We start from the raw sequence: 19057 nt of genomic DNA on the forward strand, positions 1-19057 counted from the left end.
GATGGATACAATGAAATTTCTTGGAAAATTTTTTCTTACGGTACTGTTGCTGCTGGTGCTGAGCCTGGTGGTGATCTACGTTCTGCTGCAGACGCAATGGGGCGCAGGCTGGTTCAGCCGCTACGTGAGCGATAAAACCGCCTGGCATCTCTCCCTCAGCAAGATAGAGCATAACTTCTCCTCGCCTTCGCACATCATTCTCGACAACTTCACCTTTGGTCATGACGGCCAGCCGGCTGCAGTAGTGGCGAAGCGCGTCGATCTCGGATTCGCGCTGCTGCAGTTCAGCGATCCGCTGAACTTCGGCAGCATCGAGCTGCGCGACGGCGTGGTGAATCTGGCGAATCTGACGCCCGGCGACGCCCTGCCTTTCCAGGCGGGACGCCTGCAGCTGAACAATATGCGTATCGACAGTCCAGACACGCCGCTGCCGCTTGCGGCTCAGCAGGTAAACGGCGGCGTTATGCCGTGGAGACCCACGACGAAGAGCATGCTGGGCAGCGACGCGCAGTTTCAGATGAGCGCCGGCGACCTGACGCTGAATAAGGTGTCAGGCGCTAACGTCCTGATTCAGGGCAGCGTATCCCAGGGCCGCATGCTGTTCAGCAACGTTGGCGCCGATCTGGCGCGCGGTTCGATGACCGGCAGCGCCGAGCGCGACGCGCAAGGCAACTGGCTGATCCGCCAGCTTCGCCTCAATGATATTCGCCTGCAAACCGCCCAGAGCCTGGCGGACTTTCTGCGGCCGATTCAGGCGCTGCCTTCCGTCACCATTAACCGTCTGGATATGACCGACGCGCGCCTTCAGGGCCCGGACTGGGCGGTCACCGATCTCGACCTGACGCTGAAAAACCTGACCTGGCAAGGCGACGACTGGCGCAGCGACGACGGTTCGCTCTCGCTGAACGCCAGCAACTTTATCAACGGACGCTTCGAGCTAAACGATCCGATCCTCAATCTCGACCTGTCGCCGCAGGGCATCGCGCTGACCCAGTTCAGCTCGCGCTGGGCCAACGGCGTGATCCGCGCCGACGGCAGCTGGAGCCGCAGCGACAAGCGTCTGACGCTGAATAATCTGGCGGTCGCAGGACTGGAATATACGCTGCCGGAAGCCTGGCGCGATCGCTGGCTGGCAGCGCTGCCGACCTGGCTCGATTCGCTGGAGGTGCGACGTTTCACCTCTAATCGCAACCTGATCATCGATATCAACCCGGCGTTTCCGTTTCAGATGACCTCGCTGGAGGGCAGCGGAGAAAACCTGCTGCTGGCGCGTCAGCATCAGTGGGGGATCTGGTCAGGCAAGCTGAGTCTCAACGCCGCCGAAGCGACCTTTAACCGCGTCGATCTGCGCCATCCGTCGCTGTCTCTTATCGCCGACGATCGGCAGATTCAGGTCACGGAGATGAGCGCCTTTAGCGGCAGTGGACTGCTGGAAGGATCGGGCAGCATCGGCCAGCAGCCGGATCGGCCGGTGGCGCTGACGCTGAAAGGCCAGGCGGTGCCCGCAGGAATACTGCAAAACTGGGGCTGGCCTGCGCTGCCGGCGAGTGGCCCGAGCAATTTCCAGCTTGAGCTCAACGCCTCGCTCAAGGCGGACGCGCCGCTGAAATCCTCGGCCAACGGCTCGCTCTCGCTGCGCACCGATACGCAGCAGGTTCAGCAGCAGATGCAGGCGGGCGAAGTAAGATAAAGAGAGCATCAGGGCCGCATCATCGGCCCTGGTGCTTTAGTTGATACGCGCGCCGGAACCGCCCTCTTCTAACGGCTCGTCGGGATCGGCGGGCAGTACGATATAGACCCCTTCAAACACCGCGCCCGGCTCCTCGTTGCCGTACAGCTCGACTTCAAGGCGCACGCGCGCTTTGCGGCCGCGCGCCAGGCGATCCAGATCGCCGCTCATCGAGCCGATATCGGCAATCGCGCCCGGACGTCCGGCAATCGGCTTGCTGTAGCGGATATGGGCGTCCGCCAGGATGATGGTGCCGCCAAGATGGCGCTCGCGCAGCAGCAGCCAGATTAACCCCCAGCCGGTCAGGGTCGCCAGCGAGAAGAGGCTACCGGCAAACAGGGTATGGTGCGGGTTCTGGTTGCCGGTTTCCGGCATGGTGGTGATAAATTTCTGCCCGGTGAACTGCAAAATGCGCACGCCCATCTTCTCGCTGAGCGGAATATTGTCGTACCAGGCCTGCTGTAGCTGACCGCACCAGTCGGCGCGATGCAGAATATCGTCCAGCGTCACCACCGGTTTAATCATCAGGAAGTGGCGCACCGGTGTGGTCTGCGGCGCGGTGATCTCTCCCTGATTGAGGTAGCCCAGCTTGGCGAAGAACTCGACCGCGTCTTCGCGCGCGGCGCAGGTTACGCGCTTAACGCCTTCCTGCCGCGCCACCGATTCCAGCGTCATCGCCACCAGCGTGCCCAGCCCTTTCCCTTGCACCGACGGATGCACGGCGAGGAAGCGAATCGACGCTTCGTTGTCGGCATTGATATAGAGACGTCCGGCGGCCACCGGCTGGCCGTGCTCGTCCACCACCATCTGATGATGCGCCAGCGCGTCCCAGCCGTCCCGCTCCGAGCCCTGCGGCTGGCGCAGCGGCTTGCGTAGCATTTCCCAGCGGAACTGGTAGTACATATCCAGTTCTTCCGCAGTTTGCGGTACCCGAAGATGATACATAAAGTGGTTCTCTCGTTCAGAGCTTGCGTGGCCGATCCCGTGCCGCTCGGCTGCCAGACTCACACCTGCAACCAGAAGGTGACAGGACCATCGTTGACCAGCGCGACTTGCATATCGGCGGCGAAGCGTCCGTTGGCGGTAGTTACGCCCTGGCGACGACAGCAGTCGCTAAAATATTCATACAGGCGATTCGCCTCGGCGGGTGCCGCGCCGCCGGAGAAAGAGGGGCGCATGCCTTTTTGCGTATCCGCCGCCAGCGTAAACTGCGACACCACCAGCACGCTGCCGCCCGCCTGCTGGACGTTAAGGTTCATCTTTCCCTGCTCGTCGCCAAAAATGCGATAGCCCAGCACTTTTTCCGCCAGCCGCTCGGCGCGCTTCTCATCGTCCTCTTTTTCTACGCCTAACAGCACCAGCAGGCCAGGACCGATTTCGCCTACCACCGTGCGATCCACGCTGACGCTGGCGCTGAGTACTCGTTGAATCAACGCAATCATGCAACCTCTCGTTCTTTTTCGCCTTCCTGTTGTTTTAGCTGGCGATAATCGCCCAGCGTCACGGTAATTTCCGCGCCCAACAACACAATACACCAGGTCCAGTAGACCCAGAGAAACAGAATTGGAATAACCGCCAGCACGCCATAAATCAGCTGGTATGAAGGAAACATCGTAACATAGAGAGCAAAGCCCTTTTTACCCAGCTCGAACAGCGCGCCCGCCACCAGCGCGCCGATTAAGGCATCGCGCGACGGCACGCTGCGCGTCGGCACAATGCTGTAAAGCAGCCAGAACGCGAGCCAGGAGAGCAGCAAGGGAAAGACCCTTAGCACCTGATCGATAACGCCGTACACCCCGCTGGCGCTTATCCAGCGCAGCGAGAGCAGGTAGGAGCTGATTGCCAGGCTGGCGCCGGCCAGCAGCGGCCCCAGCGTCAGGATCATCCAGTAGACGGCGAAAGAGTAAACCAGCGGACGCTTCTTACGACTGCGCCAGATGGTGTTGAGCGCGGTATCAACCGAATGCATCAGCAGCAGCGCGGTAACAATCAGTCCTATCGCCCCCAACGCCGTCATACGGTGCACGTTGGCCACAAACTGATCGAGATAGCGCTCCACCACGTTGCCGGTTGCCGGCACAAAATTGGCGAAGATAAAATTTTTCAGCTGAACGCTGACTTCAGAAAAGACCGGAAACGCGGAGAAAAGCGCGAACACCACGGCGATCAGCGGCACCAGCGCCAGCAGCGAGACAAAGGCCAGATTGCCGGCCTGCGTCGTCATGTTGTCTTCGTCGATGCGTTTCCACAGCAGCCTGAGCCACAGCCAGAGCGCGTGGCAGGTCGAAATAAAAGGGCGCGACGTCATCATTCAGCGATGGCTTGCCAGCCAGGTCGGCACGGTTTTGCTGTCGGTAACCAGTACGCTTCTGATGCCCAGCGCCTCCGCGCCTACGATATTGTCCGCGTTATCGTCAAAGAAGATCGCCTGATCGGCCCGATAGCCCTCTTGCTGCAGCACGTGCTCAAAGATGCGCGCTTCAGGCTTGCGCATTCCCAGCTCCTGCGACAGATAGATGGCGTCCGCTGCAGCGCGCACTTCCGGATACTGCGTCGGCCAGAATTCGGTGTGCAGCTTGTTGGTGTTGGAGAGGATCACCACGCGATGTCCGTCGGCGCGGAGCTGGTTCATCAGCGCCAGCGTATCGGCGCGCGCGCCCATAAATACCGCCTGCCAGCCCGCCACGAACTGCTCGTAGCTCAGCGCAATGTCGAGCCGCTCGCACAGCTCCGCGGCGAAATGTTCGTCGCTGATCTCGCCGCGCTCGTGCTGCTCAAACGCCTCATCCATCTGGAAGCGGCTTTGCAGCAGCGCCAGCGGTACGCGGCCGAGGTCACTCCAGACGCCCAGCACGCGATTGAAATCGATATCAACAATCACATTGCCTAAATCAAAAATGTACAACATGTCGTTACTCCTCTGGTTCCCTGGATCATTCACTCTAGCGGCAAAACCAGGGGCTGAACAGGTAACTGGCAGGAGAAAATCCGTTATGGAAGCTTGCGCATGCGGGCTTAGCGCGCGCGGGCGGCGGGCGGCGCCGTTGCGGGGGACAACGCGCGTCAGAAAGGCGGCAGGAATAAAAAAAGCCCCGACGAGCGGGGCTTTTTATCAGAGCGAAACGTCTTACTCTTTCGGACCGCGCGACGCGCGTTTGCGGTCGTTTTCGGTCAGGTGACGTTTACGGATACGGACCGACTGCGGCGTAACTTCAACCAGCTCGTCGTCATCGATGAATTCGATGGCCTGCTCAAGGGTCATCTTCACCGGCGGCACCAGCGTAGTTGCTTCATCCGTACCGGAAGCACGCATGTTAGTCAGCTTCTTACCGGTCAGGCAGTTAACGGTCAGGTCGTTGGAGCGGCTGTGAATACCGATGATCTGGCCTTCATAGACTTCCGCGCCGTGGCCCAGGAACAGCTTGCCGCGATCCTGCAGACCGAACAGGGCGAAGGCAACCGCTTTGCCCTGGCCGTTGGAGATCAGCACGCCGTTCTGACGCTGGCCCACTTCGCCCGGACGAATGTCGTCGTAGTGGCTGAAGGTGGAATAGAGCAGACCGGTACCTGAAGTCATGGTCATGAATTCGTTACGGAAGCCGATCAGACCACGGCTCGGAATAACGTAGTCAAGACGTACGCGGCCTTTGCCATCCGGATCCATGTTTTTCAGATCGCCTTTACGCTCGCCCATGGCTTGCATAACCGCGCCCTGATTGTTCTCTTCGATATCCAGCGTGACGTTCTCGAACGGCTCTTGTTTACGGCCGTCGATTTCACGGAAGATAACTTTCGGACGGGAAACCGCCAGTTCGAAGCCTTCGCGACGCATGTTTTCGATCAGCACCGACAGGTGCAGTTCGCCACGGCCGGATACGCGGAACGCGTCCGCATCTTCTGTTTCTTCTACGCGCAGCGCAACGTTGTGCACCAGCTCTTTGTTCAGGCGCTCAAGGATCTGACGCGAAGTCACATACTTGCCTTCCTGACCGCAGAACGGCGAGGTGTTGACGTTGAAGAACATGGTTACGGTCGGTTCGTCGACGCTCAGCGCCGGCAGCGCCTCTACATTCTGCGGATCGCAGATGGTATCGGAGATGTTCAGCTCGCCCAGGCCGGTGATCGCGATGATGTCGCCCGCTTCCGCCAGGTCGGTGTCGATACGCTCCAGGCCCAGGTGGCCCAGCACTTTACCGACTTTACCGTTGCGCGTTTTGCCTTCGCTGTCGACAACGGTCACCTGCTGGTTTGGCTTAACTTTACCGCGCTTGATGCGGCCGATGCCGATCACGCCCAGGTAGTTGTTGTAGTCCAGCTGCGAGATCTGCATCTGCAGCGGCGCGTCAACTTCCACCTGCGGCGGAGAAACGTGCTCGACGATCGCCTGGTACAGCGGGGTCATATCTTCAGCCATGTCGGTGTGATCCAGACCGGCGATGCCCTGCAGCGCAGATGCGTAAATGATCGGGAAATCAAGCTGCTCGTCGGTCGCGTCCAGGTTGACGAACAGGTCGAATACCTGGTCAACAACCCAGTCAGGACGCGCGCCCGGACGGTCAATCTTGTTGATTACAACGATCGGCTTCAAACCATGGGCAAAGGCTTTTTTGGTCACGAAGCGAGTTTGCGGCATAGGGCCATCCATCGCATCTACAACCAGCAGCACCGAATCAACCATGGACATGACGCGCTCTACCTCACCGCCAAAGTCGGCGTGTCCTGGGGTATCAACGATGTTGATACGGTAGTCATTCCATTTGATAGCGGTGTTTTTAGCGAGGATGGTAATTCCACGCTCTTTCTCCAAATCGTTGGAGTCCATCACACGCTCAGTCGCTTCGGTACGCGCGTCAAAGGTACCGGACTGTTGCAGCAGCTTATCAACCAGGGTGGTCTTACCATGGTCTACGTGCGCGATGATGGCGATGTTACGCAAATTTTCGATCACAACTTTGCCTCAGGCATTAGAAATAGCGCGCTATTGTACACGGATTAAGCGGGATACTGAACACGATCACACTTTTCACCTGAAGTTTATTGCACTGGCGGAAATTTGCGCTGGATGCGGTGCACTTAATGCACTAAGTTGGAGGTTCGCACCATTTTGGTGCCATCAAAAAGCGGTAAAGCACAGTTTTGGTGCAAATTCGCCAGTCTGGTGCAGCGCGCTGGCAACAAAAGAGTGCGCGCAGGCGTGATTTAGCTGCAAAAAAGAAAGTTGGCACAGAATTCGCTTTATTTCTTTCAAGCGAAAACAGCAGTTGCACGACGGTTGCAGAGCTTGCCGAGATCGGTTGGTTGGGAATGGCGGTCAGACACTTCATGTTTCAGACGACGCAGCCACTCACCACGATGACAATGACCATTTCCAGGAGAGTTGAGTATGTCCGCTGAACACGTTCTCTCGATGATGAACGAGCACGAAGTTAAGTTTGTTGACCTGCGTTTTACCGATACCAAAGGTAAAGAACAGCACGTTACTATCCCTGCTCACCAGGTTAACGCTGACTTCTTCGAAGAAGGCAAAATGTTTGATGGCTCCTCTATCGGCGGCTGGAAAGGCATTAACGAATCAGACATGGTGCTGATGCCGGACGCGACCACCGCCGTTCTGGATCCGTTCTTCGAAGACCCGACGCTGATCATCCGTTGTGACATCCTCGAGCCAGGCACTATGCAGGGCTACGATCGCGACCCGCGCTCTATCGCCAAACGCGCTGAAGAGTATCTGCGCGCGTCCGGCATCGCCGACACCGTTCTGTTTGGACCGGAGCCGGAATTCTTCCTGTTCGACGACATCCGTTTCGGCTCGTCAACTTCCGGTTCGCACGTCGCTATCGACGATATCGAAGCGGCCTGGAACACCGGCAAAGAGTACGAAGGCGGCAACAAAGGCCACCGTCCGGGCCTGAAAGGCGGCTATTTCCCGGTTCCGCCGGTCGACTCCGCGCAGGATATCCGCTCTGCCATGTGTCTGACCATGGAGCAGATGGGCCTGGTGGTTGAAGCGCACCACCACGAAGTGGCGACCGCTGGTCAGAACGAAGTGGCGACCCGCTTCAACACCATGACCAAGAAAGCGGACGAAATTCAGATCTACAAATATGTGGTGCACAACGTCGCGCACGCCTACGGCAAAACCGCGACCTTTATGCCGAAGCCGATGTTCGGCGACAACGGTTCAGGTATGCACTGCCATATGTCTCTCTCTAAAGGCGGCGTAAACCTGTTCGCAGGCGACAAATACGGCGGCCTGTCTGAAACCGCGCTGTTCTACATCGGCGGCATCATCAAGCACGCGAAAGCGATCAACGCTCTGGCGAACCCGACCACCAACTCTTACAAGCGTCTGGTGCCTGGTTACGAAGCGCCGGTTATGCTGGCTTACTCTGCCCGTAACCGCTCTGCCTCTATCCGTATTCCAGTCGTCGCCAGCCCGAAAGCACGCCGTATCGAAGCGCGCTTCCCGGATCCGGCCGCTAACCCGTACCTGGCGTTCACCGCGCTGCTGATGGCTGGCCTGGACGGCGTGATCAATAAGATCCACCCGGGCGATGCCATGGACAAGAACCTGTACGATCTGCCGCCGGAAGAAGAAGCGGAGATTCCAAAAGTTGCTGGTTCGCTGGAAGAAGCGCTGAACGCACTGAACGAAGATCGCGAGTTCCTGACCCGCGGCGGTGTGTTCACCGACGACGCCATCGACGCCTACATCGAACTGCGTAAAGTCGAAAACGACCGTATCCGCATGACGCCGCACCCGGTCGAGTTCGAGCTTTACTACAGCGTTTAATCTTTATTCTGCACCGGTCGCGTTGCCGCCTCAGGCGGCAACAGGATAGATCCCGAGGCTGCTAACGCAGCGGCGACGCGCAAGGCGCAGAAGATTTTTGTTGCCGTGGAAACTTTAGCCCATCTCCGGATGGGCTTTTTTCGCCGCGAAATCATCGTTCAGCCGTCTGGAAACAGGCGCGGAAGAGTATAATGCACTAAATCAGTGCAGAGGAACGCTGTATGGCAACTGGCTCCCTGCCCGACGCGGGGCAAATTCTCAACTCCCTGATAAACAGTATTCTGCTGGTGGACGACGATCTGGTCATCCATTACGCCAACCCGGCGGCGCAGCAGTTACTGGCGCAAAGCTCACGCAAATTGTTCGGCACCCCGCTGCCCGATCTGACCGGCTACTTTTCGCTGAATATCGAGGTGATGCGCGAGAGTCTGGAGGCTGGCCAGGGTTTTACCGACAGCGAAGTGACGCTGGTGGTCGACGGTCGCGCGCACGTAATGGCGCTAACGGCGCAACGGCTGCCGGACGGCTTTATTCTGCTGGAGATGGCGCCGATGGATAACCAGCGCCGTCTCAGCCAGGAGCAGCTTCAGCATGCGCAGCAGGTGGCGGCGCGCGATCTGGTGCGAGGACTCGCACACGAAATTAAAAATCCGCTGGGCGGACTTCGCGGCGCAGCGCAGCTGCTGTCGCGCGCGCTGCCCGATCCGTCGCTGAACGAATATACCAAAGTCATTATCGAGCAGGCGGACCGCCTGCGTAACCTGGTGGATCGTCTGCTCGGTCCGCAGCAGCCTGGCATGCATATTACGCAGAGCATTCACCAGGTTGCGGAACGGGTGGTGAATCTGGTGTCGATGGAGCTGCCGGAGAATGTCGCGCTGGTGCGCGATTACGATCCCAGTCTGCCGGAGCTGCCGCACGATCCCGATCAGATTGAGCAGGTGTTGCTGAACGTGGTGCGCAACGCGCTGCAGGCGCTAGGCGACGAGGGCGGCACCATTATTCTACGCACCCGCACCGCCTTCCAGCTTACCCTGCACGGCACGCGCTATCGTCTGGTAGCGCGCATCGACGTTGAGGATGACGGCCCGGGCATTCCGGCGCAGCTGCAGGATACGCTGTTCTATCCGATGGTGAGCGGGCGCGAAGGCGGCACCGGCCTGGGTCTCTCTATCGCCCGTAGCCTGATTGATCAGCATTCAGGAAAAATTGAGTTCAACAGTTGGCCTGGACACACCGAATTTTCGGTTTATCTGCCTATTCGCCAGTGAGGTTTCTATGCAACGAGGGATAGTCTGGATCGTCGATGACGATAGCTCCATCCGCTGGGTGCTTGAACGCGCGCTTACTGGAGCCGGGTTAAGCTGCGCCACTTTCGACAGCGGCAATGAGGTGCTGGACGCGCTCTCAAGCAAAACCCCAGACGTTTTACTGTCAGATATTCGCATGCCGGGCATGGATGGGCTGGCGCTGCTGAAACAAATCAAACAGCGTCATCCGATGCTGCCGGTCATCATTATGACGGCGCACTCCGACCTCGACGCCGCCGTCAGCGCTTATCAGCAAGGGGCGTTCGACTATCTGCCGAAACCCTTCGATATTGATGAGGCGGTAGCGCTGGTCGAGCGCGCCATTAGTCACTATCAGGAGCAGCAGCAGCCGCGCAATCAGCCTGTCAGCGGCCCCACCACCGATATCATCGGCGAAGCGCCGGCGATGCAGGATGTGTTCCGCATTATCGGCCGCTTGTCGCGCTCGTCGATCAGCGTGCTGATCAATGGCGAATCGGGAACCGGGAAAGAGCTGGTCGCGCATGCGCTGCATCGTCACAGCCCGCGCGCCAAAGCGCCTTTTATCGCCCTCAATATGGCGGCTATCCCGAAAGATTTGATCGAGTCAGAGCTGTTCGGTCATGAAAAAGGGGCGTTTACCGGCGCGAATCAGATTCGTCAGGGCCGTTTCGAGCAGGCGGACGGCGGCACACTGTTTCTGGATGAGATCGGCGATATGCCGCTCGACGTGCAGACGCGCCTGCTGCGCGTGCTGGCCGACGGGCAGTTCTACCGCGTCGGCGGCTATGCGCCGGTCAAAGTCGACGTGCGCATAATTGCGGCTACGCACCAGAATCTTGAGCTGCGGGTGCAGGAAGGCAAGTTCCGCGAGGACCTGTTCCACCGCCTGAACGTGATCCGCGTCCATCTGCCGCCGCTGCGCGAGCGCCGTGAGGACATTCCGCGCCTGGCGCGCTATTTCCTGCAGGTGGCGGCTCGCGAGCTGGGCGTCGAGGCGAAAATCCTTCATCCAGAAACCGAAGCGGCGCTGACGCGTCTGCACTGGTCCGGCAACGTGCGCCAGCTGGAGAACACCTGCCGCTGGCTGACGGTGATGGCGGCCGGTCAGGAGGTGCTGATTCAGGATCTGCCTCCTGAGCTGTTCGAGTCGAGCACGCCGGAAAGTCCGGTGCAGTCGCTGCCGGACAGCTGGGCGACCCTGCTGGCGCAGTGGGCCGACCGCGCGCTGCGTTCCGGTCATCAAAACCTGCTCTCCGAAGCGCAGCCGGAGATGGAGCGTACCCTGCTGACCACCGCCCTGCGTCATACGCAGGGACACAAGCAGGAAGCGGCAAGATTGCTGGGCTGGGGACGTAATACCCTCACGCGCAAGCTGAAAGAGCTGGGCATGGAGTAACGAGCGAGAGGCAAGGCGACGTTTTACACAAAGCGTCGCCTTGTCCCGCTTTACATGCCGATGCCGTTCAGTATCATACGGGCGGCTATCGGGAGATGAACGATGTTAGATTCCTTTCTTCACATGATTTCGCACAATGTCGCCGTTATCGGCAGCGCCTTCGGCCACTCGCCGCAGGCTGCCTTCGCGACCGTGCTGTGCGCTATCATGGTCAACCTGTTTAATTAAACTCCGCGCCAGCGCGTTTTCGCCTTAAATCACGCGCGAAAACTGCTGCTGGCGCGCCTTCTGGCGCAGATAAACGTCAAAGCACATGCAGATGTTGCGGATCAGCAAACGGCCTGCGCCGGTGACCTGCAAACCGCCAGCGCGCCGCTCCACCAGCCCATCGTCGATCAGCGGCTGCAACAGCGCTAAATCCTCGGCGAAATAGTCGCAGAAGCGAATCGCGTGCTGTGCTTCAATGGCGCGGAAATCGAGCGAGAAGTTGCAAATCAGCTGCTTGATGACGTCGCGCCGCAGGCAGTCGTCCGCGGTAAGCGCTACGCCGCGCCACAGCGCCTCGCCGCGCGTTGCTACCGCATCGTACCAGCGATTCAGCTCTTTCTCGTTCTGCGCGTAGCTGTCGCCAGCCATGCTGATGGCGGACACGCCGAGCCCCAGCAGATCGCTGTCGCCCTGAGTGGTATAGCCCTGGAAGTTGCGATGCAGCAATCCGGCGCGCTGCGCCTGCGCCAGCTCGTCCTGCGGTTTCGCAAAGTGATCCATGCCGATAAAGTCATAGCCCTGCTGCGTCAGCGTCGCGATGGTCTGCTGCAGGATTTGCAGCTTCTGTTGCGCCGACGGCAGCTCCTGCTCTTTGATTTTACGCTGCGCCGCAAACAGCGCCGGCAGATGCGCATAGTTGAACACGCTCATGCGGTCCGGATTAAGCGCAATCACGCGCTGCAGGGTATACGCAAAGCTCTCCGGCGTTTGCAGCGGCAAGCCGTAGATAAGATCGATGCTGGTAGAGTGAAAGCCCTGCTCGCGCGCTCGCGCCATCAGCGCAAAGATCGCCTCTTCGTCCTGAACGCGATTTACGCGTTCCTGCACCGCTTTATTGAAATCCTGCACGCCCATGCTCAGCCGGTTAAAGCCGAGCTGGCGCAGGTGTGAAATGGTATCAGGATCGATTTCGCGCGGATCGACCTCGATCGACATCTCCAGATCGTCCGTCAGGCTGAAGTGATCCCTCAGCAAAGCCACCAGCCGTGAAAGCTGGTCATGATTAAGGAAGGTCGGCGTGCCGCCGCCCCAGTGCAGCTGGGTGACGCGCCGGTCGCGGAACAGCGGCGCGCGCTGGCGGATCTCCTGCGCCAGCGCGTCCAGATAGCGGTCAGCTTTATGCAGCTGACGCGTCACGACCTTATTGCAGCCGCAGAAATAGCAGAGCTTATGGCAGAACGGGATATGAACGTAGAGCGACAGCGGGCGCTCCGGATAGCGCGACACGGCACGCAAAAAATCCGCCTCGCCGTAGCTGTCGCTGAATTCAAGCGCAGTAGGGTATGAGGTATAGCGCGGACCGGCGTAATTGTATTTTTCAATAAGCCGCTGGTCCCAGGAGACAGGTTGCAAAGACATGCTTACTCCTTCCGGTGACGTCTGAGAGAAGGTCGCGATGCAGAAGAGAGGAAAGGTGGGCGGGACTGAACCCGACGTAAACGTGACTTCAGACGCGACAGGCGGCGTAGTTTAGCCAATAACCAGATGAGATAACACGACAGCAGCAGCGCTAAAATTGATCCAGGCCAAAACATAACGATTTACCTGTCTGGCGCGGCATGCGCCGGAGCGCATGCCGATCAAAAAACTCAGTTGCCTTTCAGCAGGCGATACATATCTTCTTCGGCCTGCTCATCTTCCGCTTCATCATCCATGTCGATGCCGAGCTGCTCCATCAGTTCATCGATGCGGTCCAGGGTTTCATCCAGCCAGGCCTGCTCTTCCGCCGACAGCGTGTCGCCGTTTTCCATGCGATCCAGCAGCGCGTCGAGACGCTCGCTGTTTTCCAGCTGCGCCAGCTCCTCTTCCGGGCTAAGACGCACTTTTTTCGCGACGGGCTTCGCCGCTTTTTTTACCGGCGCGCTCGCTGTTGCGCCATCCGCCACCAGCGGGATCGGTTTTTTACTGCCGATGCGCGGATCTTTGGCTTTATTGCCCTGGCCAGCTTTTCCTGCGCTGACGGCAGGATTGGCGCGGCTGCCGGATGCGTTGCCGCGATGCTTTTTATCACGCTTGCGATCGCGTGCGGCCTCGTTAAGTTCTTCGCGCGATTTGCGCTTTGTTTTACTTGCCGGTTTAGCGTGCGCGCCGCGTACAGGTTGCTTCATGATGTCAGGTCTCACTGTTTTTAATCAGTATCAGTATAACCCTCTCACTCCTGACGCTGCTTTTTTGTCGGCGATGCGCACCTTAACGTACGTATCCTCTTCTCAAGCTCGTCTGACAACAGAGGGGACAGAATTGCGGCGAAATCTAGCAGAAAGCGGACAAAGAAAAAAGGCGACAGCCTATGCTGTCGCCTTATTTCGCACCTTCCGCAGAAGGAATCATATTTTTAATCCCTTTTGGCTCGCAACGTCCCGGTCGATCCCGCGCCTGCCCAACTCCTGAGCGAATCCCTGTCCTTGTCCGGCCTGTTATCCCTGACCGTCTCCTCTCCTTTGCTCGCGGTCGTCCCGACGCTCCTGAGCACATCATCCTGATGGGTGCAGCCCTGCACTGCCCAATAATGTAGACCAACCTGCGGAACCCACAACCTGACATCAGGCTTTTTTGCGCCTTTAAACGCCCATCAGCCTTCAAGCACATGATTATAAAGGTTTTAAATTTTCAAATTTTTTAGTAAAAACAGTAATCGCTGGCAGCTTTTATGGCTGATATCTTACAAAAGCCGGTCGATCGATGCTCTCGGGCACTTTTGCGCCATAACGCGTATAATCAGCGCCAATGCCCGCATTCGTCTCTGGAGTTAAACTTTGTCTGCACTGAATTATCACGTTACCCATTTCATCCTCAGCGCCCCGGATATCCGCCATCTGCCAGCCGACACCGGTATTGAGGTCGCCTTCGCCGGGCGTTCCAACGCGGGTAAATCCAGCGCGCTGAATACGCTGACCAATCAAAAAAGTCTGGCGCGCACCAGTAAAACGCCTGGACGCACGCAGCTGATCAACCTGTTTGAGGTCACTGAAGGCAAACGCCTGGTGGATTTGCCCGGCTACGGCTATGCCGAAGTGCCGGAAGAGATGAAGCGCAAATGGCAGCGCGCGCTGGGCGAATATTTGCAAAAGCGCGAAGCGCTGAAAGGCCTGGTGGTATTGATGGATATTCGTCATCCGTTAAAAGATCTCGACCAGCAGATGATTCAGTGGGCGGTAGAGAGCGGGATCCCGGTGATGGTACTGCTGACTAAGGCGGATAAACTCGCTTCCGGCGCGCGCAAAGCGCAGCTCAATATGGTGCGCGAAGCGGCGCTGGCCTTTATGGGCGATGTGCAGGTGGAGATGTTCTCCTCCCTGAAAAAGATGGGCGTCGACAAGCTGCGTCAAAAACTGGACGTCTGGTTTAACGAACTGGCGCCTGCGCAGGATGACTCCGCTGAGGCGTAACAGCCTTGCGAAATTTAGCAAAAGCCCAATAAAAAACGCCCCAGTCATAAAATGACTGGGGCGGCTAATATTCAGCCAAATCCGATTACGTGAAGTAAAAGGTCTGAAAGATAGAACATCTTACCTCTGTACCCTACGCCTCGAACTTTACCTGATTTTTTCTGACGGACAAAGGGTTTTTTGTAGTTAGCTTTCATCAAACGACATGATTTTTCATGCGTTCGTCACAAAAATCGCCTCTGACTGTAGTTTAATTACTAAAAAAATGCTTAACCGAGAAGCAGTTAGAAACCGCGTGCTTTTGTCTCGCGCTGAATCGGTTAAACAGACTTTTTTCTTATATCCTGAGCAGGCTGGCAACAAAGCGTCGTCGCCAGCCTGAGCGATCTCAATCAGTGTGCCTCGTCCCAGTTTTCGCCGACGCCGACCTCAACCTGCAGCGGCACGTCCAGCTTCATGCTGCCTTCCATTAGCGCGCGGATCTGCTGGCTGGCGGACTCAACCTCATCGCCCTGTACTTCGAACACCAGTTCATCATGGACCTGCATGATCATCCTGATCGCGCCGTCGTTGCGCTGTTGCAGCCAGTCGTCTACCGCAATCATTGCACGCTTAATGATATCCGCCGCCGTGCCCTGCATCGGCGCGTTGATAGCCGCTCGTTCAGCCGCTTTACGGCGAATAGCGTTGCTGGAGTTGATGTCCGGCAGCCACAGTCGACGTCCGTCCAGGGTTTCGACATAGCCTTTGCTGGCCGCCAGCTGGCGCGTGTTTTCCATATAGCGCAGCACGCCAGGATAGCGTTCAAAGTAGAGATCCATATAGCGCTTCGCTTCGCCCGCGCCGATGTTGAGCTGACGCGACAGGCCAAACGCGCTCATGCCGTAAATCAGGCCGAAGTTAATTGCCTTCGCGCTGCGGCGCTGTTCGCCGCTCACCTTATCCAGCGCGACGCCGAAGACTTCTGACGCGGTGGCGCGGTGGATATCTTCGCCGTGCGCGAAGGCGTCCAGCAGGCCTTTATCCTGCGACAGGTGCGCCATGATGCGCAGCTCGATTTGCGAGTAGTCCGCCGCGACGATGCGGTTGCCTTTCCCGGCGATAAACGCCTGACGGATGCGGCGGCCCTCGTCATTGCGCACCGGAATATTCTGCAGATTAGGATCGGTAGAGGAGAGGCGCCCTGTCGCGGTTACCGCCTGGTGATAGGAGGTATGGACGCGGCCAGTGAGCGGATTGATCATCTGCGGCAGTTTGTCGGTGTAGGTGGACTTAAGCTTCGACAGACCGCGATGCTCCAGGATGACTTTCGGCAGCGGATAATCGAGCGCCAGCTCCGCCAGCACCTCTTCGCTGGTAGAAGGCGCGCCGCCCGGCGTTTTCTTGGTCGGTTTGATGCCCTGTTTTTCAAACAGGATGGTCTGCAGCTGCTTGGTAGACGACAGGTTAAAAGGCTCGCCCGCCAGCTCATGCGCCTTCTGCTCCAGCTCCGCCAGCCTGAGCGTTAGCTCTTTGGAGTGCTGCGCCAGAATGCCCTGATCGATCAGCACGCCGTTACGCTCGACGCGCGAGATCACCGTGACCAGCGGCATTTCGATTTCTTCGAAGACGTGCTTCGGGCCCGCCTCTTTTTCCAGCTCCGCCCACATTTTCAGGTGCAGCTGAAGCGTGACGTCGGCATCTTCCGCCGCGTAGTGCGCTGCCTGCTCCAGCGCGATTTGGTTGAACGTCAGCTGATTTTTCCCTTTGCCGGCGATCTCTTCGAAAGTCACGGTTTTATGATTCAGCCAGCGCGCCGACAGGCTGTCCATGTCGTGTTTGCCCACTACGCTGTTAAGGATGTATGACTCCAGCATGGTATCGAACTTAATACCGCCCAGTTCGATATCGTAGTTTTTCAGCACGCCCCGGTCGTACTTCAGGTTCTGGCCTACCTTTAGCGCCTTGTCATCTTCAAGAATTGGCTTGAGCTGCGCCAGCACCTCGCGGCGATCAAGCTGATCCGGCGCATCGAGATAGTCGTGACCTACAGGCAGATAAGCGGCCTCGCCCGGCGCGACGGCCAGCGCGATGCCGACAATGTTGGCGCTGAGCGTATCAAGCGAGTCAGTTTCGAGATCGAACGCAAACAGATCGCTCTGTTGCAGCTTCTCCAGCCATTCGTCGAGCGTCGCCTGATCGAGAATGGTGACGTAACCGTCAGAGGCGAGCACGCTGGTCGCCTCTGGCTTAGCAGGCGCTTCATCCGGCAGCGCCTGCTGCGCTTTCAGATTACTCTTTTTACCCTGCAGCCATTTGCCGTCCTGCAGATCGGCCAGCCAGCGTTTGAATTCGTAACGGCTGAATAACGCCTGCAGAGCGGCGACGTCCGGCTCGGCGACCGTCAGTTCGCTGCAGCTGAGCTCAAGCTCAACGTCGGTTTTAATGGTGGCCAGCTGGTAAGAGAGAAAGGCGACGTCGCGATTCTGCTCCAGCTTGGCCGCCATGGTTTTCGCGCCGCGGAAAGAGAGCTCCGCGACCTTATCCAGATTTTCATAAATCGACCGCATGCCGCCTAATCCCTGCAGCAGCGCCTGCGCAGTTTTTTCGCCCACGCCCGGCACGCCTGGAATGTTATCTGAACTGTCGCCCATCATCGCCAGAAAGTCGATAATCAGCGCTGGCGGCACGCCATACTTTTGCTCGACTTCTTCAGGGCCGAGGATGGTATTAGTCATGGTGTTGATCAGGGTGATATTGGGCGTCACCAACTGCGCCATATCTTTATCGCCGGTGCTGATCAGCACGGGACGCCCCTCTTTCTCCGCCTGCAACGCCAGCGTACCGATCACGTCGTCCGCCTCGACGCCGCTTACCGCCAGCAGTGGCAGGCCCATCGCCTTCACCATCTCGTGCAACGGCGCGGTTTGCGCGCGCAGATCGTCCGGCATCGGCGGGCGATGCGATTTGTAGTGCTCGAACAGTTCATCCCTGAAGGTTTTGCCCTTGGCGTCAAATACCACGGCAACGTGGCTTGGATTGTATTGCGCCAGCAGACTTTTCAACATGTTTAGCACGCCATACATCGCGCCGGTAGGCTCGCCTGCGCTATTGGTGAGCGGCGGAAACGCATGATAAGCGCGGTAAAGGTAGGATGAGCCATCAACCAGAATCAGGGGATTTTCTGCAATTTGCGCCATAAGTCTGTGTAATCTTCGTTGCCATGGATTGGACTATAAGGATGCCACAGCTTGAGCAGAATGTTGAACGCAGGCCGCCCATGCTGCGATTTTTTCGCGCTTTTACGGTACGGATCGCAAGGATCTTTCTGTGGATAACTTTGTGCGCAAAAATCATAACGTATTACGGCTAACGGTATAAAATGCCGACATGTTTTGTAAAAGCACTCTAAATCAGCAACTTAAGTTATTACCGTGACAGGGTGTGCCTTTCTGCACAGGCAGTGGCTTATGTGGATATTAAATCGGAAAGGATGCAGATGGACTATTTAGCTAAATAATTTCAATCATAAAAAAACGCCGACACTGTCGGCGTTTTCAGACGTAATGCGCGTTTTTATTTCTGGCTGACCAGGAATTTCACCACGTTGGCATATTCCGCGACAAAGTTATCCATGGAGCTGGTGTCGAGACCGCCATTGTTAACCATATATTTGCCGTTGATGAACATCGCCGGCACGCCGCGCAGATCGACGTCAGCAGCGGCTTTTTGCTGCTGTGCAACCAGCGCTTTTACGGCAAAGCTGTTCCAGGCGGCGTCATATTCCTGCGAAGAGATACCTGCCGCGTTAATAAAGGCGGCTTTCAGGCTGTCGGCATCGGTAATAGTCTGGGTTTTCTGAATGCCATCAAAGATCGGCGCCGTGACTTTATCCTCGACGCCCAGCGCCATTGCCACCGCCCATGCATGCGTTACAACCGGACCGAAATCGCCGCCCAAAAAGTCGACGTGATATTTAACCACTTTGGTATCAGCGGGCAGATTCTTTTTTACGGCCTCGCCAATGTGATAGACGCGCTCGAACTGATAGCAGTGCGGACAAAAGAAGGAGAAGAACTCCAGCACCTGCGGTTCGCCAGCAACGGGTTTTGGCAGGCTGACGTATTGCTGACCATCGGTAAACTGGGCAGCAGAAGCGCTGAACGCCAGCACTAAACCAACCAGTGCAAACCAAATTTTCTTCATTGTGAA

At 57.7% G+C, this 19057-nt stretch carries 16 protein-coding genes; 7 read left to right on the forward strand and 9 right to left on the reverse strand.

Features of this window, described 5'->3' with window-relative positions:
* The first annotated feature begins 10 nt into the window (after positions 1 to 10).
* Positions 11 to 1690 (forward strand): AsmA family protein, encoded by a 1680-nt coding sequence (locus PVE98_RS19410; RefSeq protein ID WP_096072304.1) that lies wholly within the window; start codon positions 11 to 13, stop codon positions 1688 to 1690.
* Between the two features lie 36 nt (positions 1691 to 1726).
* Here PVE98_RS19410 and fabY read toward each other — a convergent pair whose 3' ends face one another.
* From fabY to typA, 5 genes are all read right to left on the reverse strand, one after another.
* On the reverse strand, positions 1727 to 2674 hold the full coding sequence (fabY, locus tag PVE98_RS19415) for a fatty acid biosynthesis protein FabY (protein ID WP_033754253.1): 948 nt from the start codon (positions 2672 to 2674) through the stop codon (positions 1727 to 1729).
* A 59-nt stretch (positions 2675 to 2733) separates the two neighbouring features.
* Positions 2734 to 3171, reverse strand: a complete 438-nt coding sequence (gene dtd / locus PVE98_RS19420) for a D-aminoacyl-tRNA deacylase (protein WP_096072303.1) — start codon at positions 3169 to 3171, stop codon at positions 2734 to 2736.
* On the reverse strand, positions 3168 to 4037 hold the full coding sequence (locus PVE98_RS19425) for a virulence factor BrkB family protein (protein ID WP_096073853.1): 870 nt from the start codon (positions 4035 to 4037) through the stop codon (positions 3168 to 3170). Before PVE98_RS19425 ends, dtd begins: the two co-directional genes overlap by 4 nt.
* 3 nt (positions 4038 to 4040) lie before the next feature.
* Positions 4041 to 4637, reverse strand: coding sequence for a glucose-1-phosphatase (gene yihX / locus PVE98_RS19430; RefSeq protein ID WP_096072302.1), 597 nt, complete (start codon positions 4635 to 4637; stop codon positions 4041 to 4043).
* A 219-nt stretch (positions 4638 to 4856) separates the two neighbouring features.
* The gene (gene typA / locus PVE98_RS19435; protein ID WP_033754244.1) at positions 4857 to 6677 is read right to left on the reverse strand and encodes a ribosome-dependent GTPase TypA; all 1821 of its coding nucleotides are present in this window, start codon (positions 6675 to 6677) and stop codon (positions 4857 to 4859) included.
* Positions 6678 to 6868: 191 nt separating this feature from the next.
* On the opposite strand from typA, the gene PVE98_RS19440 reads away from it, so the two are divergent.
* The 5 genes from PVE98_RS19440 (at position 6869) to PVE98_RS19460 (ending at position 11438) form a co-directional block, all read left to right on the forward strand.
* Positions 6869 to 7123 carry a hypothetical protein gene (locus PVE98_RS19440; protein WP_127908360.1) on the forward strand — a complete coding sequence of 85 codons (255 nt, stop codon included), beginning with the start codon at positions 6869 to 6871 and terminating at the stop codon, positions 7121 to 7123.
* Positions 7113 to 8522 (forward strand): glutamate--ammonia ligase, encoded by a 1410-nt coding sequence (glnA, locus tag PVE98_RS19445; protein WP_033754241.1) that lies wholly within the window; start codon positions 7113 to 7115, stop codon positions 8520 to 8522. The genes PVE98_RS19440 and glnA overlap by 11 nt, the downstream gene beginning before the upstream one ends.
* Before the next feature lie 221 nt (positions 8523 to 8743).
* On the forward strand, positions 8744 to 9793 hold the full coding sequence (gene glnL, locus PVE98_RS19450; RefSeq protein ID WP_033754238.1) for a nitrogen regulation protein NR(II): 1050 nt from the start codon (positions 8744 to 8746) through the stop codon (positions 9791 to 9793).
* 7 nt (positions 9794 to 9800) lie between these two features.
* Positions 9801 to 11210 (forward strand): nitrogen regulation protein NR(I), encoded by a 1410-nt coding sequence (gene glnG, locus PVE98_RS19455; RefSeq protein WP_033754235.1) that lies wholly within the window; start codon positions 9801 to 9803, stop codon positions 11208 to 11210.
* Between the two features lie 102 nt (positions 11211 to 11312).
* The gene (locus PVE98_RS19460) at positions 11313 to 11438 is read left to right on the forward strand and encodes a YshB family small membrane protein (RefSeq protein WP_147632217.1); all 126 of its coding nucleotides are present in this window, start codon (positions 11313 to 11315) and stop codon (positions 11436 to 11438) included.
* Between the two features lie 24 nt (positions 11439 to 11462).
* Here the strand turns inward: PVE98_RS19460 and hemN are convergent, their stop codons facing one another.
* Positions 11463 to 12836 carry an oxygen-independent coproporphyrinogen III oxidase gene (hemN, locus tag PVE98_RS19465; protein WP_096072300.1) on the reverse strand — a complete coding sequence of 458 codons (1374 nt, stop codon included), beginning with the start codon at positions 12834 to 12836 and terminating at the stop codon, positions 11463 to 11465.
* 230 nt (positions 12837 to 13066) lie between these two features.
* Positions 13067 to 13585 (reverse strand): Der GTPase-activating protein YihI, encoded by a 519-nt coding sequence (yihI, locus tag PVE98_RS19470; RefSeq protein WP_033754229.1) that lies wholly within the window; start codon positions 13583 to 13585, stop codon positions 13067 to 13069.
* A gap of 648 nt (positions 13586 to 14233) precedes the next feature.
* On the opposite strand from yihI, the gene yihA reads away from it, so the two are divergent.
* Entirely contained in the window at positions 14234 to 14866 is a 633-nt protein-coding gene (yihA, locus tag PVE98_RS19475; RefSeq protein WP_033754226.1) for a ribosome biogenesis GTP-binding protein YihA/YsxC, read from the forward strand.
* Between the two features lie 392 nt (positions 14867 to 15258).
* Here the strand turns inward: yihA and polA are convergent, their stop codons facing one another.
* Complete coding sequence (gene polA / locus PVE98_RS19480) at positions 15259 to 18045, reverse strand: DNA polymerase I (RefSeq protein WP_313619346.1); 2787 nt, start codon at positions 18043 to 18045, stop codon at positions 15259 to 15261.
* A gap of 376 nt (positions 18046 to 18421) precedes the next feature.
* Entirely contained in the window at positions 18422 to 19051 is a 630-nt protein-coding gene (dsbA, locus tag PVE98_RS19485; RefSeq protein ID WP_033754221.1) for a thiol:disulfide interchange protein DsbA, read from the reverse strand.
* Positions 19052 to 19057 lie beyond the last annotated feature (6 nt).

It is taken from the genome of Pantoea sp. GABEPS69 (assembly GCF_045780835.1).
Classification (GTDB): domain Bacteria; phylum Pseudomonadota; class Gammaproteobacteria; order Enterobacterales; family Enterobacteriaceae; genus Pantoea; species Pantoea septica.